Source organism: Rathayibacter sp. PhB151, assembly GCF_004366415.1.
In the GTDB taxonomy this organism is placed as follows: Bacteria; Actinomycetota; Actinomycetes; order Actinomycetales; family Microbacteriaceae; genus Rathayibacter; species Rathayibacter festucae.
On the sequence record NZ_SOEN01000007.1, the window covers coordinates 188,938 to 209,967 of the forward strand.

Below are 21,030 nucleotides of genomic sequence, written 5' to 3' on the forward strand. Positions count from 1 at the left end.
ACTGCGCACATGGACCTCGGATCGCTCGATCTCGCCACGCTCTGGTTCTGGATCGTCGCCGTCTTCTTCATCGGCTACTTCGTCCTCGACGGCTTCGACTTCGGCGTCGGGATGTCACTGCCGTTCCTCGGCCGCGACGACACCGACCGCCGCGTCCTGATCAACACGATCGGGCCGGTCTGGGACCTCAACGAGACCTGGGTCATCGTCGCGGGAGCGGCGATGTTCGCCGCGTTCCCCGAGTGGTACGCGACGCTCTTCAGCGGCTTCTACCTGCCGCTGCTGCTGATCCTGCTGGCGCTGATCGCCCGCGGCGTCTCCTTCGAGTACCGGCACCAGCGCCCGGAGGCCGCCTGGAAGAAGCGGTTCGACACCATGATCGTCGTCGGCTCGGCCGTGCCCGCGTTCCTCTGGGGCGTCGCCTTCGCGAACATCGTGCAGGGCGTGCCGCTGGACGCCGACCACAACTACATCGGGACGGTCTTCGACCTGCTGAACCCGTACGCGCTGCTCGGCGGCGCGACGACGCTCCTGCTCTTCTTCACCCACGGCGTCGTGTTCGTCTCGCTGAAGACCGACGGCGAGATCCGCGAGCGGGCGCGCCGGCTCGCGACGCGGGCGGGACTGGTGACCATCGCGGTCGCCGCGGTGTTCCTCGGCTGGACGAACCTGGCGCAGGGGAGCGGCCCGTCCTGGCTGCTGTCGATCGCCGCGGCGACCGCCCTGGCGCTCGCCTGGCTCGCGAACGTCCGCGGGCGGGAGGGCCGTGCCTTCGCCCTGCTGGCCGGGACCATCGGCCTCGCGGTGCTCGCGCTGTTCACCACGCTCTTCCCGGCGGTGATGCCCGCCTCGAACGACGTCGCCAACAGCCTGACCATCGAGAACGCCTCGAGCACGCCCTATACCCTGACGGTGATGAGCTGGACGGCGCTGGTCTTCGTCCCGCTCATCGTGGGCTACCAGGCCTGGACCTACTGGATCTTCCGCAAGCGCATCACCCGGAGCCACATCCCGGTCGACGCGCACTGACCGATCGCGACCGTGAAGCCCCTCGACCCCCGACTGCTCCGCTACGCCCGCTCCGCACGGCTGTTCCTCGTGCTCGGCGGGGCGCTCGCGCTGGCCCGCACGGCGACCGCGGTCGCGTTCGCGTGGCTGGTGGCGCAGCTCGTCGCCGGTGCGGTCGACGGGCGCTCGGCCGCCGACCCGGCGCCGTCGCTCGCGGCGCTGCTGGGGGTCGTGGCGGTGCGCGCGCTGCTGGCCTGGGCCGTCGAGGTGAACGCCGCGCGGGGCGGCGCCGACGCGAAGGCGCAGCTGCGGTCGGCGGTCCTCGCCTCGCTCGTCGCACTCGGTCCGGCCGGCCGCACGGGTGGTTCGGGCGGCGTCGTCGCCCTGCTCGGCGGCGGGCTCGACGCGCTCGACGGCTACTTCGCCCGCTACCTGCCGCAGCTGATCGCGACCGCGATCACCACGCCGATCCTGACGTTCGTGGTCTTCCTCGCGGATCCGCTCAGCGCTCTCTTCCTCGTGGTGACGCTGCCGCTGATCCCGGTGTTCATGATCCTGATCGGCTGGGCGACGCAGGCGGTGCAGAAGCGGCAGTGGAGCCGCCTGCAGGCGCTGGCCTCCGGCTTCGTCGACACGGTCGGCGGACTGGCCACGCTGAAGATCTTCGGACGGGCGGAGCGGCAGAGCACCCGCATCCGCGCGCTGACCGAGGACTACCGCGTGCACACGATGAAGGTGCTGCGGGTGACCTTCGTCAGCAGCTTCGTCCTCGAGCTGGCCGGCTCGCTCTCGGTCGCGCTCGTCGCGGTGTCGATCGGGCTGCGGCTGGTCGACGGCTCGCTCGGGCTCGCGATCGGGCTCTTCGTGCTCGTGCTGGCGCCCGACGTGTTCCTGCCGGTGCGCCAGGTCGGCGCCGAGTTCCACGCGGCGGCGGACGGCGTGCAGGCAGCGGACGAGGCCTTCGCGATCATCGAGGCGGCGGCGACCGTCCCCGGGCGAACCGCGGTGCCCGGCCGCTCGGGAGCGCTCGAGCTGCGCGGTCTCGCGGTGGACGACGGTGCGGGCCGCGTGCTCGCGCCCGTCGACGCCGTCCTGCCCGCCGGCTCGATCACGGCGCTGACCGGGCCCAGCGGATCCGGGAAGTCGACCCTTCTCGCCGCCCTCGCCGGCTTCGCTCCCGCGACCGGCGCGATCGCCCTCGGAGGGGAGGCCGTCGACGGCTCCTCCGGCCGCGACTGGCTCGCCTGGTCGGGGCAGCGGCCCGATCTGCTGCCCGGGACCGTCGGCTCGAACGTCGCGCTCGGCACGCGCTCGCCCGACCCGGAGCGCGTCCTGCGGGCGCTGGCCGTCGCGGGTGCCGACCTCCATCCCGGCCGGCGGATCGACGCGGACGGCACCGGACTGTCCGGCGGGCAGGCGGCACGCGTCGCCGTGGCCCGGGCCGTGCACCGCGTCCTCGAGCGCGGCTGTGCCGTGCTCGCTCTCGACGAGCCGACCGCCGCGCTCGACGAGGAGTCGGAGCGCGCCCTGCTCGCCGGGCTCCGTTCTCTCGCCGACGAGGGCGTGATCGTGCTCGTCGCCACGCACCGTCCGGCGACCATCGCCGCCGCGGACGCCGTGCTCGCACTCGCCCCCGCCGAGGCGGTGCTCCGGTGAACCGCGCCGATGTGCTGCGCGCGGTGATGCCGGCGCCGCGGCGTTTCCTCCCCGGACTCTCCTTCGGGCTGCTGTCGTCCGCGTCGGTCGTCGCCCTGCTCGCCTGCTCGGCCTGGCTGATCGTGCGGGCGGCCGAGCAGCCGCCGATCCTCTTCCTCTCGATGGCCGTCGTCGGCGTGCGCGCCTTCGCGCTCTCGCGAGCGTTCTTCCGCTACCTCGAGCGCCTCTCCGGGCACGACGCGGCGTTCCGCGCGCTGGCCGAGCTGCGCGCCGGCGTCTACGACCGGCTGGTCCCCGTGGCGCCGGACGGCCTCGGTCGGGTGCGCCGCGGCGATCTCGTCTCGCGGGTGGTCGCCGACGTCGACGCCCAGCAGGACGTGCCGTTGCGCATCGTGCAGCCGCTGGTCGTCTCCGCCGTGGTCTCCGCCGCCGCGGTGGTGGGTGTCTGGCTCCTGCTGCCCGCGATGGGCGCCGTGCTGCTCGGTCTGCTCGTGCTCGCCTTCGCCGGCGGAGCCCTCGGCTCGGGGCTGGTCTCGGCGCGCGCCGACCGCGAGCTGGCGCCGCTGCGCGGCGAGCTGGCCGAGCGCCTGAACCTGCTGGTCACCCGGCTCGACGTGCTGATCGCCTTCGACGCGGCCGACGCGGCGATCGCCGACGTCGCGCAGGCGGAGGCGGCGCTGACCCGGGCGGCCCGTCGCCGCGCGGCGTCGACCGGGCTCGCCGCCGCCGTCCTCGCGCTGTGCTCCGGCGGCGCGGTCTGGGCCGGTCTGGCCCTCGGCATCCCGGCCGCCGCCGAGCTCGGCGGTCCGGCGCTCGGGGTGCTCGCCCTGGTGCCGCTGGCCGTCTTCGAGGTCGCGGCCGCCGCTCCGCTGGCGGTGCAGAGCGCGCGCTCGGCGCTCTCGAGCGCGCAGCGGCTCGCCGACCTCGACGCGCAGGCCGCGTCGCCGGCGCTGGCGACCGACGCCGACGTCGATCCGTCGGCCGCCGTCCCGCTCGGCCGCGACATCGTCCTCCGCGACCTCTCCGTCTCCTGGCCCGGAGCCGCGACGCCCGCGCTCCGCGACGTCTCGCTCGAGCTGCGCGCGGGCGAGCGGATCCTCGTCAACGGCGGCAGCGGCTCGGGCAAGACGACCCTCGCGCACGCGCTCGTCCGGTTCCTCGACCACACCGGCTCCTACCGGATCGGCGGGGTGGAGGCGCGCACGCTGCCCCAGAACGAGCTGCGCCGGCTAGTCGGCCTCGTCGAGCAGCAGCCCTACCTCTTCGACGACACGATCCGGCAGAACCTGCTCTTCGCCCGGCCCGAGGCCGACGACGCGGTGCTGACGGCCGTCCTCGAGCGGGTGGGCCTCGCCTCCTGGACCGTGGCCCGCGGCGGTCTCGACGCTCGGGTCGGCGAGCGCGGCTCCCTCGTCTCGGGCGGTCAGGCGCAGCGGCTGGCGCTCGCCCGCGCCCTCCTGGCCGACTTCGACGTGCTGGTGCTCGACGAGCCCACCGCCTCGGTGGACGCGCCGGTGGCCGACGCCCTGCTCGCCGACCTGCTGCACGCCGCCTCGGGCCGCACGGTCGTGCTGATCGCGCACCGCGTCCCCGCGACCCTCGCCTTCGACCGGCGGATCACGGTCGCGGAGGGCACCGCCCGCTGACCCCCGACGCGGCAGATCCCCGGACCGGAGGACGGCCCGGGGATCCGCTCAGCCCGGGAGCGCGGCGATCAGCGGCTGGACCAGCTCGCGCGGCCGCGCCCGTCGTACTGCACCAGGTTGCCGTCGTCCTGCATCACCAGGCGGAACGGCGGAACAGCGGGGCCGGCATTGACGAAGTAGCGCGGTAGAACGCTCCAGCTCGCTCGGCCCTGGCCGGCGACCGCCATGTATCCGTTCTCGTCGATCGAGAGGAAGTCGCCGGACGTGGACGTCCCGGTGGTCCAGATCGGACCGGTGCGGCCGGAGACGACGAAGTTGCCGTCGGCCTGCATCGTCGCTCGGTAGGCGCCGTTGCCCGACCGGAGGCCCTCGCCCGCGTACAGTGCGGCCGGAGCGAACAGGGTGCTGCTCGGGAAGGCGATCCGGCTGCTCCAGATCACGGTGTCCTCGATGCTGTACAGGACGAGCCTGCCCGTGTTGTCGAGGTTCATCCGCACTCCGGAGCCGCTGGTGCCGGTGGCCCACTTCGCCGAGCCGTCCGCACCGTAGATCACGGCGTTGCCGTCCTCCTGCAGCACGAGCCGGTTCCCGGCGCCCGAGGTGCCGGTGCTCCAGGTCACTCCGTTCGGACCGTAGCCGACGAAGTTGCCGTCGCCCTGCATCACCGCGGTGAAGCGGCCGTCGCCCGACGTGAGGCGTTGGTTCGGCCGGAGGGATTCGGTGGGGTAGAGGAAGTCGGTGGGCGGCGCTGCGATCGTCGTGCCGATGCTGCTCGCCCACGCGGGGCTGCCGTTCGCGCGGCTGACGACCAGGTTGCCGTCGCTCTGGATCCGCACGGCGGCACCCGCTTCGCCGTCGGTGCCGGTGAACCAGACGGGTCGGCCGTCCGCGGCGTAGATCACGAGGTTGCCGTCGGCCTGCATGACGAGGCGGTCGCCGCGGCCCTCGGTGCCGGTGCTGAAGGTGGCCCGGCCGCTCGCGTCGTAGGTGACGGCGTTGCCGTCGGTCTGCAGCACGAAGCGGTAGCCGCCGCCGACCGAGGCGATGCTCTCGCCGGGCGCGAGCTGCTCTCCGCTGACCAGCGCGTCGGTGAAGACGTTCGCGGCGGTGGCGACCGTGGTCGGGACCTGCCCGGGGCCGGCGGCGAGGGCAGGAGTCGCGCCGAGCAGCAGGGCGCCCGCGGTCACGAGCACCACCGCCCCGGAGACGAGGGTGCGGGCGGGGTGGAGAGGCGTCATCGCGGGTCCTTCGAGCGGAGTCGGTGGGCAGTTCTCCCGAATGCTTCCACGCCGCTCGCCGCGCCACGCCGCCGAGGCGCGGTCGTGATCGAGTGGTGATCCGGCCGGATCAGTGCGCCGGCCGGACCCGTCTCTCGGCCTCGGCGAGCGTCCCGCCCTCGGCGGCCCATCGGTCGAGCACGCCGTCGACCCGAGCCCGTGCGGATCCGCTGCTGCTCTCGAGCAGAGGACGGATCACGTCGCGGGCCAGCGGCGCCGTCAACTCCTCGACCCGTGCATCTCGGACGAATCCCTCGAGCCGGGTCAGGTCGGAGGCGCGCAGGAGCGCCGCCCGCGACTGCAGCAGGACGATCGCGGCGAGCCGCGTCTCGAAGACGTGCGGCTCCCACAGCTCCGACGACAGCGCGGTGACGTCGTCGTGCCCGAGCCCGCGGAACTTCTTCAGCGCGTCCCGCACGGTCCCGCGCACGGCGCCGACCGAGGCGCCGGTGGAATCGAGGCCCGCGCCGAGTCGCTCGCGCACGTCCTGCGCGCGCCAGACGTCGCCCTCGTACTCCAGCGCCGTGCGGATGAAGTCGCCGGCGTCGCTCACCCCTCCATCATGCGACGCGCGGGGGAGCAGCGACGAACCGTGCTCCGCCGGCGACCGCGCGCCGAAGGTCGCGGTCCGCCCTCGGCCGCGGGTCGCGCCGCCCGGGGACGCCGACGGCCCGGCCCGTGCAGGGGAGGCGCGAGCCGGGCCGTCGGGAGGGGCCCGCCGCAGGGCGGGACCCCATCAGAGCTGCGTCGAGTCGACCGCGGTCAGCGGCTCGCCCACACCGCCTGGTTGCGGCCGTCGTACTCGACCAGATTGCCGTCGTCCTGCATGACGAGGCGGAACGGAGCGACCGCGCCGGCGCGGGGGGTCACCGTCCAGGTCCCGGCGCCGTCGCCGCGGACGACGGCCATGAAGCCGTCCTCGTAGAGGTTGAACGAGCTGCCGGCGCCCGATGTGACCGTCGACCAGATCGGGCCGGAGCGGCCGGAGACGACGAAGTTGCCGTCGCCCTGCATGACGGCGCGGTAGACGCCGTTCGCCGAGCGGAGGAGACTGCCGGCCGCGAGCCCGTTCTCGGCGTAGAGGCTCGAGCCCGGCAGTTGCGCCTGGCTGGTCCAGAGCACGGTGTCGACCTGGTCGACGATGATCAGCGATCCGGCGTTGTTGATGCCGAGGCGCAGATCCGAGCCGCGGGTGCCGGAGGACCACTGGACCGAGCCGTCCGGCCCGTAGATCACGGCGTTGCCGTCGGTCTGCAGCACGAGCCGATTGCCGGCGCCGCGCGTGCCGGTGGTCCAGACGACGCCCTGCGGGCCGTAGCCGACGAAGTTGCCGTCGGTCTGCATCTCGGCGCGGAAGCGGCCGTCGGCCGAGGTGAGCCGGTGCCCGCCGCGGAGGGTCTCGCCGGTGAAGAGGGTGTCGGTCGCGGGCTCGGCGATCCTCCCGTTGACGCTGCTCGCCCAGGCGGGGGAGCCGTTCTCGCGGGACACGACGAGGTTGCCGTCCTGCTGGATGATCAGGTACGCACCGGGCTCGTCGTTCGTGCCGGTGCTCCAGACGGGCCGGTCGTCGGCGGAGTAGATCACGACGTTGCCGTCGGTCTGCATCGCGAGGTGGTCGCCGCGCCCGGCGGTGCCGGTCGCGTAGACGACGCGGCCGTCGGGTCCGTAGGTGACGGCGTTGCCGTCGGCCTGCATCACGAACTCGTAGGCGGGTCCGGGGTCGTCGGAGACGATGCTCTCGCCGCGGGCGAGCTCCTCGCCGCCCTCCAGCGCGTTGTAGTACGCGCCGGCGGCGCGGGCCTGCGGGTCGGCGTTCGTCCGGAGTGCGGGCGCCGAGTCGGCGGAGGACGAGGAGAGCGTCTGCTGCACCGCCTCCTCGGCGAACGCCGGCGTCGCCGTGAAGAGCAGAGCCCCGGTCGCGACCAGCGCGACGAGCCCGGAGCCGGCGAATCGGGAGGGCTTGGTGGAGCGCGAGGCTCCGGTGGAGCGGGAGGAAGAGGGAGGCGTCATCGCAGTTCTTTCTCGAGAGGTCGGCGTCGCCGAGCGGATCCTCGAATGCTCGCACGCGGGGGCGGGATCGGGCGTGCGGTCGGGACGCCGTGTCCCGGTCCAGCGCTCGTCGGCATGACGGAGGCACTCGCTCGCCCGTCGCCCCGATCTCGTGCCCTCACGACGGCGGCCCGGTCCGTGCGGGATGCGCACGACCGGGCCGTCGGAGCAGGGCCGACCGCCTCGGCGGAGCCCGCTGTCCGCTGCCGTCAGCGGCTGGACCAGACGACGTGGCCCTGGCCGTCGTACTCGACGAGGGCGCCGTCGTTCTGCATCACGAACCGGAACGGTCCGACCGCACCGGAGGCGGGACCGTTCGTCCAGACCACGGTGTCCTTCCAGTCGTCGATCGACGCGACGCCGTTCTCGGCGACGTGCAGCGCGTTGTCGATGCCGGAGGTCCCGCTCTGCCAGACAGTGCCCGTCGGACCGTGGACGACGAGGTCCCCGTTCGACTGCATCACCGCGAGGTACCGACCGTCGTCCGAGCGCAGCACGTCACCGGCCGAGAGGTAGTTCGGTGCGTACAGGACCGACCCCGGCAGCTGGGACTGGCTGTCCCACGCCAGGTCGCCCTCGTCGTCGACGAGCATCAGCACTCCGCTGTCGTCGAGCTGGACGGTGAGAGTGTCGTCGCTGGTGCCGGACGTCCACTTCACCGAGCCGTCGGCGCCGAGGACGACGGCGTCACCGTCGTTCTGCAGGACGAAGCGGTTGCCCGCGCCGTGGGTGCCGGTGTGCCAGATCACGCCGGAGGGCCCGGAGCCGACGAGGTCCCCGTCGGTCTGCATGACCGCGCGGAACAGCCCGTTCTTCGAGGTCAGCTGGTCGCCCGGCGCGAGGCTGCCGCCGGTGCCGAGGGTGTCGTGCGGCGGTTCGGCGGTCGTCCCGGCGCCGGCGGACCAGGCGGGAGCGCGGCTCGCTGAGGATGCTGCTCCGACGGCGCTCTCGGCGAGGGCGGGTGTCGCGCCGAGGAGCAGGGTTCCCGCCGCGACGAGCGCGACGAGTCCGGAGGCGAGGAAGCGTGGATGTGAGGTGGACGTCATGGCAGTTCCTTACTCGAGAGATCGGCACCGCCGTCGACGAGGCGGCATCGCCGAACGGTCTTCCCTCTCACCGAAGCACTGCTGCTGGACGTCGATGCGTTCCGGCGCGGGGCGCAGGGTCGTTGTCGCGTCGTCCTGCTTCTGCGCTCTGAGGGGGAGTCGCGCAGGGCCGGACCGTGCGCGTGAGAACGCCGAGGGCCCGGCGCGTGCAGGGTGTGCACGAGCCGGGCCATCGGAGGGGGACGTCAGCGCGTCCGCCGACGCGTCGATCCCGGCGGGGTCAGCGGATGGACCAGATCGCGTGGCCCTGTCCGTCGTACTCGACGAGGTTGCCGTCGCTCTGCATGACCAGGCGGAACGGGCCGTCACCGCCGGCGGCGGGCCTCGCCGTCCAGGTGACGGCGCCGTTGTCGGCCACGACCTGTGCTCTCCCGTTCCGGAAGAACTGGAACGAGCTCTCGACACCGGAGGTGGCGGTCTGCCAGATCGCTCCCGTCGGGCCGTAGACGACGAAGTTGCCGTCACCCTGCATCACGGCACGATAGGCGCCGTCGTCCGAGCGCAGCCGGTTGCCGGTCTGGAGGTCGTTCGGGGCGTACATGACCGATCCGGGCAGCGCCGACTGGCTGTCCCATACCAGGTCGTCGTCGGCATCGCGGACATCCAGCACGCCGCTGTCCTCGAGCTGGACGGTGAGACCTTCCCCGCTGGTACCGGACGCCCACTTCACCGCGCCGTCGGCCCCGTAGACCACGGCGTTGCCGTCGTCCTGGATGACGAGGCGATTGCCGATGCCGCGAGTGCCGGTGCTCCAGATCGCTCCGGAGGGGCCGTAGCCGACGAGGTTGCCGTCGCGCTGCATGACCGCGTGGAAGAGCCCGTTCTCGGAGGTGAGCTGGTGGCCGTAGGTGAGGGTGCCGCCGGTGGCGAGGGTGTCTGTCGGCGGTTCGGCGATCTTTCCGGCGCTGGCGGACCAGGCCGGAGTGCCGTTCCGGCGGTAGAGGACGAGGTCGCCGTCCTCCCCGAGCACGAGATTCGCGCCCGGTTCGCCGTCCGTTCCGGAGCTCCAGATCGGACGTTCATCGCCCGAGAGGACCACCATGTTCCCGTCCTTCTGCAGCACCAGACGATTCACCTCAGTCGGGGAGGGGTTGAGAGTTCCTGTACGGAACAGGATCCTGCCGTCGTTGGAGCGGAGGACGACGTCACCGTCCTCCTGCATGGTGAAGACGTAGCTTCCGGACGGGTCGGAGAGCACGGTTTTCTCCAGGTCCGGAGTTCCGTCCGGCTTCGTGCCCGCCCAGTAGACCGATTGTCCGGCGAGAAGAGCGTTGTAGTAGTCCCGGTCGGGGCCACCGGACGGGGCGGGCCACCGTTTGAAGGCCGGCGTGGTCGGACTCCAGGGAGTCGATGCAGACGCGTCTGGGGCGGCCTCCTGGGCCACAGCAGGTGTCGCGCCCAGGAGCAGGGCTCCGGCTGCGACGAGTGCGACGATCCCGGAGGATCGGCGTCGTGGGTGGGTGGTGGACGTCATGGCAGTTCTTTCTCGAGAGATCGGCACCGCCGTTGACGAGGCGGCGTCGCCGAGCGGTCTTCCCTCTCACCGAAGCACTCGCGCTCGGACCCGTCACCCGTTGGCGTTCGGTACGTGCTCTCTGTCGCGCGGTCCGGTTCCCGGCTCTCCGGACGGCGCCGGCGGTCGGCACGCGATCTCCTCGCATGCTGCTCCGAGGGCACGACGACGGCCCGGCTCGTGCTGAGGGGCACGGGCCGGGCCGTCGAGTGGAAGCGTCAGCGCGACTGCGGTCGCCGGACCGCAGGAGCCGTCAGCGGCTGGACCAGACCGCGTGGTGGTGGGCGTCGTACTCGACGAGGTTGCCGTCGCCCTGCATGACGAAGTGGAACGGGGCGGCACCGGCGGCGGGTGTCGCCGTCCAGGTGACGGCGCCGTTGCCGGCCACGACCTGTGCCGTGCCGTCCTCCGAGAACTCGAACGAGCTCTCGACTCCGGAGGTGGCGGTCTGCCAGATCGCTCCGGTCGGGCCGTGGACGACGAAGTTGCCGTCGGCCTGCATCACGGCACGGTAGGCGCCGTCGTCGGAGCGGAGGTGGTCGTCGACCTCGAGGGTGTTGGGGGCGTACAGCTGAGCGCCGGGCAGTCCGGACTGGCTCGTCCACAGGACGGCGTCGTCCTCGTCGAGGACGTTCAGGACGCCGCTGTCGTCGAGGGCGATGGAGGTGGCCGGACCATCGGTGTCGGCCGCCCACACGATCCCCCCGTCCGCGCCGATGATCACGGCGTAGCCGTCGTCGGAGACGAGGAGCTGGTTGTCGGTGCCGAAGGTGCCGGTGCTCCAGACGACGCCGTCCGGGCCGTAGCCGACGAGGTTGCCGTCGCGCTGCATGACGGCGCGGAACAGTCCGTTCGGTGACGTGAGCTGGTGGCCGCGGTACAGCACCTCGTCGTCGTAGAGAGTGCTGAACGGCGGCTCGGGGATCCTGCTGTTGTTGTCACTCGCCCAGGCCGGGGAGTCGTCCTCGCGGTAGAGGACGAGATTGCCGTCCGATTGCATCACGAGGTGGGCGTCCGGCTCGTTGTCCGTCCCGGTGCTCCAGAGCGGACGGCCGTCGGAGGAGTAGATCACGACGTTGCCGTCCTCCTGCATCACGAGGCGGTTGCTCCGCCCCGAGGTGGCCGTGCTGAAGAGGGCGTGGCCGACCTCGTCGTAGACGACCGCGTTGCCGTCGTCCTGCATCCGGAAGGTGTACCCGCCTCCCGACTGGCTCGAGGCGATGGACTGACCGGCGAGGAGCTGCTGGCCGGGGTTCAGTGCGTCGGGGGCCGACGTGCGGGCGGCGGCGGAGATGCTCGAGGACGCGGTGCTGAGACCGCCCTGAGCGAGGGCGGGTGTCGCGCTGAAGAGCAGGGCGCCGGTCGCGACCAGCGCGACGAGACCCGAGGCGAGCGGGCGGGGGGTGGTGTGTGGTGTCATCGCAGTTCCTTCTCGAGAGATGGGCGCCGTCGGGGTGAGGGCGGCATCACGAGCGGACTGCTTCGATCCTGGCGCGCGCGGGTGCGCACGACGAGGGATCGGCGCGCGGTGACCGGTCCTTGGCACGCCGTCCGTACCGGCGCCTCGCGCGCGTCAGGGGAGGGGGCGGCGGAGGGCGTCCAGGCGCCGGCGCCAGGCGTCGAGCCGACCCGGCACCGCGGCGAGCGCCGGTCCGTCGACCCAGCCCGTGGCCAGGCGCAGGCCGTGCAGGGCGTTCGCCGTCCACACCTCGCGGCCGTCGAGGTCGACCGGTTCAGCCGGCGCCTCGATGACGTCGACGCCCAGTGCCCCCGCGAGCACGGAGACCGTGCGGGCCGTCACGCTCCGCACCCGGCGGCTGCTCGCGGGCGGGATGACCAGCGCGTCGCCGAGCCACCAGAGCACGGCGCTCGAGGCGCCGTCGATCACCGCGCCGTCGGCACCGAGGATCACGGCCTCGTCCGCACCAGCGGCGAGAGCACGGGAGCGCAGGAGCGCCAGCCGTGCGATGTCGGGTCCCTTGCGCTCCGGGGTGCGGCGCGGATCCACGGGGCTGGTCCAGAGGACGACGGTGCGGCCCCGCGGCGGGGCGGGGCGCAGCCGGAGGCGCAGACCCTCGGCGGTGAGTTCGACGCGCGGGAAGGAGTCGCCGGTGCGGGGGAGCGCCGCGATCGCGGCGTCGAAGAACGTCGCGGAGTCGTCGTGGTCTCCGCCGACGGGCCGCCCGGCGTCGCTGAGCGCGCCCAGGAATCGCTCCCGGTGCAGCTCGAGACCGCGCACGCGGCCCTCCGACACCAGCCAGGAGTCGGCCGCGAGGAGGGCGCCGGCCGGTTCGTCCACTGCGGGACCGAGCTCCCGCCCGTCCCACTTCCGCACCAGCTCGCCGTCCACGACGGCCTACGCTAGCCCAGTGGCCGCGCTCCCCGAGGTTTCCGCCGCCCGGCGGCAGCTGACCTGGGTCGATCCGGAGCGAGCATACCTCGGCTTGTTCGCCTCGGCGAACGCCTCCTTCTGGCTCGACTCCGGTCGCGACGCCGCCGAGGGCCTCTCCTTCCTCGGTTCCTCGGACGACGTGCTCACGGTCGGGCCCGGCGCGGACGTGTCGGCGGCGCTCGCCGCCGTGGAGACGGAGCGCACCGGCGACCGGGCGCTCGGGCGGTACGGCTGGATCGCCTACGAGGCGGGTGCGCCGTTCGTCGCCCTTCCGCCCGCCCCCGTCGACGCCGACGCCCCGCCCGCGCTCGCTCTGATCCGCGGCGACCCGGTGCTCGAGTTCGACCACGCCCGGCGGACCCTGCACCTCGTCTCCTCCCCGCAGAGGGAGCAGGAGGCGCGGCGGCTGGAGCGGGCGCTGACGGCGCTCGCCGAGACCGCTGCCGACGTCGGCGAGCCGCGTGACGCGGAGCCGTCCGGACCCGCCGAGTGGCGGCACGGTCCCGAGCGGTACCGAGCCCTGATCGCCCACTGCCAGGCCGCGATCCGCGCGGGTGACGCCTATCAGCTCTGCCTCACCAACGAGGTGGTGGTCGAGGGCGCGTTCGACCCGGTCGAGGCGTACCGGCGCCTGCGCCGCTCGAGCCCCAGTCACCACGGCGGACTGATCCGGGTCGGCGGGCTCGCCCTCGTCAGCGCCTCGCCCGAGCGCTTCCTCGACGTCACGACCGACGGCCGCGTCGCCACGCATCCGATCAAGGGCACCCGGACCCGCAGCGCCGACCCCGTCGTCGACGCGGAGCTGCGGGCCGAGCTGCTCGCGAGCGTCAAGGAGCGCGCCGAGAACGTGATGATCGTCGATCTCGTGCGGAACGACCTGGCCCGCATCGCCGCCCCCGCCTCGGTGCAGGTGGACCGCCTCCTCGAGATCGAGACCTACCCGCACGTGCACCAGCTGGTGAGCGAGGTGTCGGCGCAGCTCGCGCCCGGTGTCGGACCGGCGGAGCTGCTCGCCGCGACCTTCCCCGCCGGATCGATGACAGGAGCGCCGAAACGACGCGCGATCGAGCTCCTGCGCGAGTGGGAGGCCGGGCCGCGCGGTCTCTACGCCGGCGCGTTCGGCCGCCTCGGCGGCGACGGCTCGCTCGATCTCGCGATGACCATCCGCACCCTCGTGCTCGACGGCGTCCGCGCCAGGATCGGCACCGGCGGAGGCATCACCGCGCTCTCCGTCCCGGACGAGGAGGTGGAGGAGACCCGCCTCAAGGCCCGCGCACTGCTGGCCGCGCTCGGAGTCGACCCGCACGTCACGGCGGAGTCGTCGCCCGGTCGCTAGAGGCCAGTAGGGTTGTTGGTCGGACGCAGGCGCCCTCCGAGCGCGCGCCCACCCCCACCCTCACAGAAGTAGGACACACCTGTGGCAGAAGAGACCTCCCAGCAGACCGGCCCGACCGACGAGGAGCGCTACGACTTCCGCGCGCTCCAGGAGAAGTGGCTCCCGATCTGGGAGGAGACCCGGCCGTTCGCGACCGGCGACTCCACCGACAAGCGCCCGCGCAAGTACGTGCTGGACATGTTCCCGTACCCCTCCGGCGACCTGCACATGGGCCACGCGGAGGCGTACGCGCTGGGCGACGTCATCGCGCGCTACTGGCGCCAGCAGGGCTTCAATGTGCTGCACCCGATCGGCTGGGACAGCTTCGGCCTGCCCGCCGAGAACGCGGCGATCAAGCGCGGCCTCAACCCGGTCACCTGGACCTACGACAACATCGAGCAGCAGAAGCGCTCGATGAAGCGCTATGCCGCGTCCTTCGACTGGGACCGCGTGCTGCACACCTCCGACCCCGAGTACTACAAGTGGAACCAGTGGCTGTTCCTCAAGATGTACGAGAAGGGCCTCGCGTACCGCAAGGACAGCTGGGTCAACTGGGACCCGGTGGACCAGACCGTCCTCGCGAACGAGCAGGTCCTCGCCGACGGCACCTCGGAGCGCTCCGGCGCCGTCGTCGTGAAGAAGAAGCTCACGCAGTGGTACTTCAAGATCACCGACTACGCCGACCGCCTGCTCGACGACCTCAACCAGCTCGAGGGCTCCTGGCCGTCGAAGGTCATCGCCATGCAGCGCAACTGGATCGGCCGCTCGATCGGCGCCGACGTCGAGTTCGAGATCGAGGGCCGCGAGGAGCGGATCACCGTCTTCACGACGCGCCCCGACACCCTCTTCGGCGCGACCTTCATGGTCGTCGCGCCCGACTCCGACCTGGCCGCCGAGCTGGTCGAGGGCGCCGACCCCGAGCTGCAGACCGCCTTCCGCAGCTACCTCGAGAAGGTGCAGAAGTCGAGCGAGATCGAGCGCCTCACCGTCGACCGCCCGAAGACCGGCGTGTTCCTCGGCCGCTACGCGATCAACCCCGTCAACGGCGAGCGCCTGCCGATCTGGTCGGCCGACTACGTGCTGTCCGACTACGGTCACGGCGCGGTCATGGCCGTTCCCGCGCACGACCAGCGCGACCTCGACTTTGCCCGCGCCTTCGACCTGCCGGTGCGGGTCGTCGTCGACACGACCGCCTCGGTCACCGGCGCGATCCCGGTGATCCCCAAGGACCCGGAGGAGCTGGCCGCGCTCGAGAAGGAGTACTCGCTCGACCCGGCCACCACCGGCGAGGCGCTGACCGGTGACGGCCGCCTGATCAACTCCGGCCCGCTCGACGGACTGTCGAAGCGCACCGCCATCGAGCGCGTCATCAAGCTGCTCGAGGAGCGCGGCCGCGGCCGCTCGGCGAAGAACTACCGCCTGCGCGACTGGCTGATCTCGCGCCAGCGCTACTGGGGCACGCCGATCCCGATCATCCACGGCGAGAACGGCGAGCTGATCCCGGTCCCCGAGGACCAGCTGCCCGTGCGCCTGCCCTCGACCGACGGCCTGGACCTGCAGCCGAAGGGCTCCTCGCCGCTCGGTGCCGCGGAGGACTGGGTGAACGTCGCCAACCCGAACGACGGCAGCCCCGCGCGCCGCGACCCGGACACGATGGACACCTTCGTCGACTCCTCGTGGTACTTCCTCCGCTTCCTCTCGCCGAAGGACGACACCCAGGCGTTCGACCCGAAGCTCGCCGAGAAGTGGGCGCCCGTCGACCAGTACGTCGGCGGCGTGACGCACGCGATCCTGCACCTGCTCTACGCGCGCTTCATCACCAAGGTGCTCTTCGACCTGGGGTACGTCTCCTTCACCGAGCCGTTCACGGCGCTGCTCAACCAGGGCATGGTGCAGATGGACGGCGCCGCCATGTCGAAGTCGAAGGGCAACATCGTCCGCCTGTCCGACCAGCTGGACGAGTTCGGCGTCGACGCCGTGCGCCTGACGATGGCGTTCGCCGGCCCGCCCGAGGACGACATCGACTGGGCCGACGTCTCGCCGTCGGGCAGCGCGAAGTTCCTCGCCCGCGCCTGGCGCCTGGCGAAGGACGTCACGACGAAGCCCGATGTGGAGTGGAAGAACGGCGACGCGGCGCTGCGCCGGCAGACGCACCGCTTCCTCGCCGAGTCGCCCTCGCTGATCGAGGCGTTCAAGTTCAACGTCGTCGTCGCGCGCCTGATGGAGCTGGTCAACGCCACCCGCAAGGTCATCGACTCCGGCGCCGGCGCGGGCGACCCCGCCGTCCGCGAGGCGACCGAGGTCGTCGCGATGGCGCTCAACCTGTTCGCGCCGTACACGGCCGAGGACATGTGGAACCGTCTCGGCTACGAGGGCTCGGTCGCGCACGCGCTCTGGCGCAAGGCCGACCCGACGCTCCTGGTCGAGGAGAAGGTCACGGCGATCCTGCAGGTCGACGGCAAGGTCCGCGACCGCATCGAGGTCTCGCCGAAGATCTCCTCGGACGAGCTCGAGCAGAAGGCGCGGGCGGCCACCGGTGTCGCGCGGGCGCTGCAGGGCCGCGAGGTCGTCACCGCCGTGGTCCGGGCGCCGCGCCTGGTGAACCTGGTGACGAAGCCGGCCTAGCCGTCTCGAGCACCGGCTCACCTCGAAGGGGGCTCCTCCACTGCGGAGGGGCCCCTTCGGCGTTCCCGGGTCAGACGCGTCGAGTCAGGCGGGCGGCACCGCGCCGTTGCGGATGTGCTGGTAGACGACCGAGGTGCGGACGTCGGCGACCTCGCGGCGCTCGGTGAGGCGGTCGATGACGAAGGCGTAGAGGTCGTCGTTGTCGCGGACGGCGACGTGGATGATGAAGTCCTCGTTGCCGGCGGTGACGAAGACGCCGAGGGTCTGCTCGAGGCCGCTGACCCAGTCGCGGAACGACTCGATCACCTCGCGCGACGGCGGTCGGATGCGCACGGCGATCAGCGCCTGGACGCCGCGGCCGATCCCGGCGAGGTCGACGTCGAGGGTGGTGCCTCGGATGACGCCGCGGGTGCGCAGTCGCCGCATGCGATCGAGGGAGGTCGTGGGGGAGACCCCGACCGCGGTGGCGACGTCACGGTTGGACATCCGCGCATCCGACTGGAGGAGGCGGAGGATGGCGATGTCGAGTGCGTCGAGGACCACTCCGTCGTGGTTCTGCTGGTCGTTCATACGGACATCCTGCGGCACGCTCGCGCATCCGCCTATCGTGAGCGCGGTCGGTCGGAAGGATCGACCAGAGAGGGACGACGATGAGCACTGCACCAGTGGGCTACGCCGAGGACGAGATCGACACCGCGGCGCCGACCCGATCGGCGCGGCTGAAGTGGGTGGTCGTGGTCGACGAAGCGCTGCCGATCGGGCGCGCGGTGAACGCCGCCGTCTGCGTCGCCGCGGCGACCGGTGTGCAGGTGCCCGGGCTGCTCGGTCCGGCGGCGCAGGACGCCTCGGGCTCCGAGCACCCGGGGCTGCCGTGGGCGGGCTGCACCGTGCTCGCCGCCGACGCGGCCACGCTGCGGATGATCCGGGCGAAGGCGGAGGCGCACGAGGGGACGTTCGTCGCCGACATGCCGGCCGCCGCGCAGGACACCCGCGTGTACGACGAGTACCGGGAGGTGCTCGGGACGACCGGGCCGGAGCTCGTCGAGTACCTGGCGGTCGGTCTGATCGGGCCGAGGAACCGGATCGACAAGATCGTCGGGCGGCTGCGACTGCTCTGAGCGGTCGGGGGTGTGTCCTCCACAGGACGGGATGTCGAGCTTCGTCCACTGATCCGCAGGAGTCGCTGATCGCCAGATCGGGGCCGCTCTAGCGTCGTCGGATGCAGCAGACGAGCCAGGCCGACGACCCCGCGGGGCTGCTGCGCCGTCCGCGGCGAGCGCGCTCGCGCTGGCGGATCGGGGTCGGCGCGGCGATGGTGCTGGTGATCGCGGCGGCGGTCGTCGCGGTGCTTCTCGCCGGGACGCGGGCGAGCGGGCGGACGGAGGTGCTCGCGCCGGCCGGTGGTGTGACTGCTGCGGCGGGTCCGTCCGGAGCGCCCTCGTCCGCCGGAGGGAACGCGACGCCTGAGCCGAGCACCGGCCCCGGCGACGTCCTCTACGTGCACGTCGCCGGAGCGGTCGCCGCGCCCGGCCTCTATCTGCTCGATCCCGGTGCGCGGGTGGCCGACGCGCTCGCGGCGGCGGGCGGCTTCACGGAGCCGGCCGAGCGGGCCGCCGTGAACCTCGCGCGCAGACTCGTGGACGGTGAGCAGATCCTCGTCCCCGAGCGGGGCGCGGCAGTCGTGCCGGGCGGCACGGGTCCGGCCGCAGCTGCGGGCACCACCGGCGGCATCGTCCGCCTGAGCACGGCCACGGCCGCGCAACTGGAGGAGCTGCCCGAGATCGGCCCTGCGACGGCGGCGAAGATCGTCGCCTACCGCGAGGAGCACGGGCCGTTCACCTCCGTGGACCAGCTGCTGGAGGTGCCCGGCGTCGGCGAGAAGACGCTCGAGGCGTTCCGCGAGCAGGTGGCGCCGTGATCCGCGCGCAGGACCTGCGGCTGCTGCCGCTCGCACTCTCTGCCTGGGCGGCGGCCGCGGCGACCGGGCTGCTGCCGGTAACGGCCGTTCTCGGGGGCGGGGTGCTGCTCTGCACGGTCGCGTGGTCAGCGTGCCTCGTCGCCGCTCTGGCTCTCGGACTGCTTCGTCGGCGGCGCGGTGCCGTCGTCCTGGCCGGGATCGCGGTGGCTCTCGGGGGCGCGGCGCTGGCCGTCACCTCCGTCGTGGTCACGACTCCGGAGCGGCATCCTCCTGAGCTGCGGGCAGCCGCGGAGTCCCGAGCGGCTCAGGCCGTGCTCGTCCGCGTCGAGACGTCCGCGCGGTCGCTCGTCACCGGCGGGGTGTGGTTCGACGGCACCGTGCTGCAGCTGGAGGATCAGCCGATGTCCGCGCCGGTCCGGGTGTTCCTCGCCGAGCCCGGAGGGCGGCTGCCGGTCGGCTCCGAGGTGGTGCTGCGTGCCCGGGCCGAGGAGCCGGGCGTCGTCGGCGAGAGCACGCTCCTGACGGCGAGCGCCGTGCTCGAGCGGCGCCCGCCCGTGGGGGTGGCGGCGGTCGCGGAGGTCCTGCGCTCGGGCTTCCTCGCCCGGACCGCGGTGCTCGGGGGAGACGTGTCCGGCCTGCTGCCGGGCCTCGCGACCGGGGACACCTCCGCCCTCCCGTCCGATCTGGAGGACGACATGCGGACCGCCTCGCTCACCCACCTCACCGCGGTGTCCGGAGCGAACTGCGCGGTCGTGGTCGCGGCCGGCTGGCTCGTCGCCGCGCTGCTCGGTGCGGGCCGTCGCCTGCGGACCGCGTCGGCTCTGACGGTCCTCGGCGCCTTCGTCGTGCTCGTCACTCCCGAGCCCAGCGTCGTCCGTGCGGCGGTGATGGCGAGCGTCGTGCTGCTCGCGCGACTGGGGCGGCGCTCGGGCGCGGCGGTCCCGGCGCTGCTGGCGAGTGTCGTCCTGCTGATGCTCATCGATCCCGCGATCGCGGGGCGGCTCGGCTTCGTGCTGTCCGTGCTGGCGACGGGCGGGCTGCTGCTCGCGGCGGAGCCGATCGCGGACCGGCTCGGCGACGTGCTGCCGCGTCCGCTCGCGCTGGTGGTCGCGGTCCCGCTAGCGGCCCAGCTGGCCTGTCAGCCCGCGGTCCTGCTGATCGACCCGTCGATCCCGGTCTACGGGGTGCTGGCGAACCTGCTCGCCGAGCCGGCGGCCCCGGTGGCCACCGGACTCGGACTGATCGGCTGCCTCCTGGCGCCGTGGTGGCCGGGCGGCGCCGACGTCGCGATCCGTCTCGCGGCCGTGCCGGCGTGGTGGATCGCCTCGATCGCGCGCGCCGTCGCCACCTGGCCGTCGCCGCGGATCGCCTGGCTGCCCGGGCTCGGCGGGATGCTGGCGCTCACGGTACTTACCGTGCTCGCCCTGCTGCTCGTCACCCGTTCGCGTCGCCTCACGCGGGCGCGACAGGTCGCGGCGACCGTGCTCGCCGGGGCGCTGGTCGTCGGGGGAGCGTCGAGCGTGGCGACGCCGCTGCTGCGCTCCGGAGCCGTCCCCTCCGACTGGCGGGTGGCGATGTGCGACATCGGGCAGGGCGACGCGGTGCTGGTCCGCGGCGACGCCGGGGTGATCCTCGTCGACACCGGGCCGTTGCCGGAGCGGCTCGACGCGTGCCTCGACCTGCTCGGCATCGACCGCCTCGCGCTGCTGCTGCTCACCCACTACGACCTCGACCACGTCGGCGGCCTGGCGGCCGTGGTCGGTCGCGTCGACGAGGCGCTCGTCGGCCCGGTGGCGGACGAGGGTGACACCCGCGATCGCGCCGACCTCGTGTCCGGCGGGGCAGCGGTGCGGGAGGCGGCGCGCGGCGACAGCGGCTCGGTCGGCTCGCTGCGCTGGCGGGTCGTGTGGCCGGAGCGAGGGACGACCCTCCGCGGCAACGAGGCGAGCGTGACCCTGCGGATCGACATCGCCGCGGACGAGACCGGCGGTCCGCTCTCGCTGGCGATGCTCGGCGACCTCGGTGCCGAGGAGCAGGGGCGGCTCGCGCGCCTGGATCCGGGGCGCGTCGACGTCGTGAAGGTGGCGCACCACGGCTCCGCCGACCAGTCGCCGGCCCTCTACGACGCCCTCGGTGCCCGCATCGGCCTCGTCTCGGTCGGCGCGGACAACACCTACGGCCATCCGACGCCGTCGCTGCTCGCGCTGCTGGCCGAGCGCGGCACCCGCGCCCTGCGGACCGACCGGGAGGGAACGGTGCTGCTCTCCTCGCGACCGGAGGGGGTCGTCGTCTGGACGAGCGGAGCCGCCGCCCCGGTGGCCGCTTCGAACGAGCAGGGAGGAGGAATCACGCCCGTGCTCGGCCGAGGGTCGCCCGTCGCCGGGGAGCACGGTGCTGCCGGAACCCGATCCGCGGGTGTCTTGCGCCGGAGTGCACAGCCTGGCGCCGCGGATCGGTCGTGGACG

The 21,030-nt window shown here is 73.0% G+C and carries 17 protein-coding genes; 7 read left to right on the forward strand and 10 right to left on the reverse strand.

The window, feature by feature from the left end:
• Positions 1–9: 9 nt before the first annotated feature.
• Genes cydB through cydC form a run of 3 tightly spaced genes read left to right on the forward strand, consistent with a single transcriptional unit; the run spans position 10 to position 4,310 of the window.
• Entirely contained in the window at positions 10–1,029 is a 1,020-nt protein-coding gene (cydB, locus tag EDF35_RS08220; protein ID WP_133961764.1) for a cytochrome d ubiquinol oxidase subunit II, read from the forward strand.
• Positions 1,030–1,041: 12 nt separating this feature from the next.
• Positions 1,042–2,664 (forward strand): thiol reductant ABC exporter subunit CydD, encoded by a 1,623-nt coding sequence (cydD, locus tag EDF35_RS08225; protein WP_133961766.1) that lies wholly within the window; start codon positions 1,042–1,044, stop codon positions 2,662–2,664.
• Positions 2,661–4,310, forward strand: a complete 1,650-nt coding sequence (gene cydC, locus EDF35_RS08230; protein WP_279587520.1) for a thiol reductant ABC exporter subunit CydC — start codon at positions 2,661–2,663, stop codon at positions 4,308–4,310. Before cydD ends, cydC begins: the two co-directional genes overlap by 4 nt.
• A gap of 68 nt (positions 4,311–4,378) precedes the next feature.
• Here cydC and EDF35_RS08235 read toward each other — a convergent pair whose 3' ends face one another.
• The 7 genes from EDF35_RS08235 to EDF35_RS21175 all read right to left on the reverse strand — a co-directional run bounded on the left by EDF35_RS08235 (position 4,379) and on the right by EDF35_RS21175 (position 12,605).
• Positions 4,379–5,548 carry a hypothetical protein gene (locus EDF35_RS08235; RefSeq protein ID WP_123703063.1) on the reverse strand — a complete coding sequence of 390 codons (1,170 nt, stop codon included), beginning with the start codon at positions 5,546–5,548 and terminating at the stop codon, positions 4,379–4,381.
• A 109-nt stretch (positions 5,549–5,657) separates the two neighbouring features.
• Positions 5,658–6,140, reverse strand: a complete 483-nt coding sequence (locus EDF35_RS08240) for a DNA alkylation repair protein (protein WP_133961768.1) — start codon at positions 6,138–6,140, stop codon at positions 5,658–5,660.
• Between the two features lie 209 nt (positions 6,141–6,349).
• Positions 6,350–7,597: a hypothetical protein gene (locus EDF35_RS08245; protein ID WP_133961770.1), complete on the reverse strand. Its 1,248-nt coding sequence runs from the start codon at positions 7,595–7,597 to the stop codon at positions 6,350–6,352.
• Positions 7,598–7,845: 248 nt separating this feature from the next.
• Positions 7,846–8,682 carry a hypothetical protein gene (locus EDF35_RS08250; RefSeq protein WP_133961772.1) on the reverse strand — a complete coding sequence of 279 codons (837 nt, stop codon included), beginning with the start codon at positions 8,680–8,682 and terminating at the stop codon, positions 7,846–7,848.
• Between the two features lie 280 nt (positions 8,683–8,962).
• On the reverse strand, positions 8,963–10,216 hold the full coding sequence (locus tag EDF35_RS08255) for a hypothetical protein (protein WP_133961774.1): 1,254 nt from the start codon (positions 10,214–10,216) through the stop codon (positions 8,963–8,965).
• A 292-nt stretch (positions 10,217–10,508) separates the two neighbouring features.
• Positions 10,509–11,675 (reverse strand): hypothetical protein, encoded by a 1,167-nt coding sequence (locus EDF35_RS08260; RefSeq protein ID WP_133961776.1) that lies wholly within the window; start codon positions 11,673–11,675, stop codon positions 10,509–10,511.
• 153 nt (positions 11,676–11,828) lie between these two features.
• Positions 11,829–12,605, reverse strand: a complete 777-nt coding sequence (locus tag EDF35_RS21175; protein WP_133962700.1) for an aminotransferase class IV — start codon at positions 12,603–12,605, stop codon at positions 11,829–11,831.
• A gap of 19 nt (positions 12,606–12,624) precedes the next feature.
• Here EDF35_RS21175 and EDF35_RS08270 point away from each other — a divergent pair, with 19 nt between their 5' ends.
• Complete coding sequence (locus EDF35_RS08270; protein ID WP_243839904.1) at positions 12,625–13,983, forward strand: anthranilate synthase component I family protein; 1,359 nt, start codon at positions 12,625–12,627, stop codon at positions 13,981–13,983.
• Positions 13,984–14,064: 81 nt separating this feature from the next.
• Positions 14,065–16,647: a leucine--tRNA ligase gene (gene leuS / locus EDF35_RS08275; RefSeq protein ID WP_133961780.1), complete on the forward strand. Its 2,583-nt coding sequence runs from the start codon at positions 14,065–14,067 to the stop codon at positions 16,645–16,647.
• A gap of 84 nt (positions 16,648–16,731) precedes the next feature.
• Here the strand turns inward: leuS and EDF35_RS08280 are convergent, their stop codons facing one another.
• Positions 16,732–17,217, reverse strand: coding sequence for an Lrp/AsnC family transcriptional regulator (locus EDF35_RS08280; RefSeq protein ID WP_133961782.1), 486 nt, complete (start codon positions 17,215–17,217; stop codon positions 16,732–16,734).
• Between the two features lie 80 nt (positions 17,218–17,297).
• Here EDF35_RS08280 and EDF35_RS08285 point away from each other — a divergent pair, with 80 nt between their 5' ends.
• Both EDF35_RS08285 and EDF35_RS08290 read left to right on the forward strand, forming a co-directional pair.
• Positions 17,298–17,765 (forward strand): DUF2000 domain-containing protein, encoded by a 468-nt coding sequence (locus EDF35_RS08285; RefSeq protein WP_133961784.1) that lies wholly within the window; start codon positions 17,298–17,300, stop codon positions 17,763–17,765.
• 101 nt (positions 17,766–17,866) lie between these two features.
• The gene (locus EDF35_RS08290) at positions 17,867–18,565 is read left to right on the forward strand and encodes a ComEA family DNA-binding protein (protein WP_133961786.1); all 699 of its coding nucleotides are present in this window, start codon (positions 17,867–17,869) and stop codon (positions 18,563–18,565) included.
• Between the two features lie 394 nt (positions 18,566–18,959).
• On the opposite strand, the gene EDF35_RS08295 is transcribed toward EDF35_RS08290, so the two are convergent.
• Entirely contained in the window at positions 18,960–19,544 is a 585-nt protein-coding gene (locus tag EDF35_RS08295; RefSeq protein WP_133961788.1) for a hypothetical protein, read from the reverse strand.
• A 139-nt stretch (positions 19,545–19,683) separates the two neighbouring features.
• Positions 19,684–20,748 (reverse strand): hypothetical protein, encoded by a 1,065-nt coding sequence (locus EDF35_RS21180; RefSeq protein WP_243839905.1) that lies wholly within the window; start codon positions 20,746–20,748, stop codon positions 19,684–19,686.
• Between the last annotated feature and the right edge of the window lie 282 nt (positions 20,749–21,030).

Bases quoted from the DNA above. Each gene is read 5' to 3' on its own strand.
- EDF35_RS08280 (WP_133961782.1), bottom strand. From the start codon at position 17,217: ATGAACGACCAGCAGAACCACGACGGAGTGGTCCTCGACGCACTCGAC.
- EDF35_RS08235 (WP_123703063.1), bottom strand. From the start codon at position 5,548: ATGACGCCTCTCCACCCCGCCCGCACCCTCGTCTCCGGGGCGGTGGTG.
- EDF35_RS08285 (WP_133961784.1), top strand. From the start codon at position 17,298: ATGAGCACTGCACCAGTGGGCTACGCCGAGGACGAGATCGACACCGCG.
- EDF35_RS08290 (WP_133961786.1), top strand. From the start codon at position 17,867: ATGCAGCAGACGAGCCAGGCCGACGACCCCGCGGGGCTGCTGCGCCGT.
- EDF35_RS08255 (WP_133961774.1), bottom strand. From the start codon at position 10,216: ATGACGTCCACCACCCACCCACGACGCCGATCCTCCGGGATCGTCGCA.
- EDF35_RS08295 (WP_133961788.1), bottom strand. From the start codon at position 19,544: ATGAGCATCAGCAGGACGACACTCGCCAGCAGCGCCGGGACCGCCGCG.
- EDF35_RS21180 (WP_243839905.1), bottom strand. From the start codon at position 20,748: ATGGCCGTAGGTGTTGTCCGCGCCGACCGAGACGAGGCCGATGCGGGC.
- EDF35_RS08260 (WP_133961776.1), bottom strand. From the start codon at position 11,675: ATGACACCACACACCACCCCCCGCCCGCTCGCCTCGGGTCTCGTCGCG.
- cydB (WP_133961764.1), top strand. From the start codon at position 10: ATGGACCTCGGATCGCTCGATCTCGCCACGCTCTGGTTCTGGATCGTC.
- EDF35_RS08245 (WP_133961770.1), bottom strand. From the start codon at position 7,597: ATGACGCCTCCCTCTTCCTCCCGCTCCACCGGAGCCTCGCGCTCCACC.
- EDF35_RS08250 (WP_133961772.1), bottom strand. From the start codon at position 8,682: ATGACGTCCACCTCACATCCACGCTTCCTCGCCTCCGGACTCGTCGCG.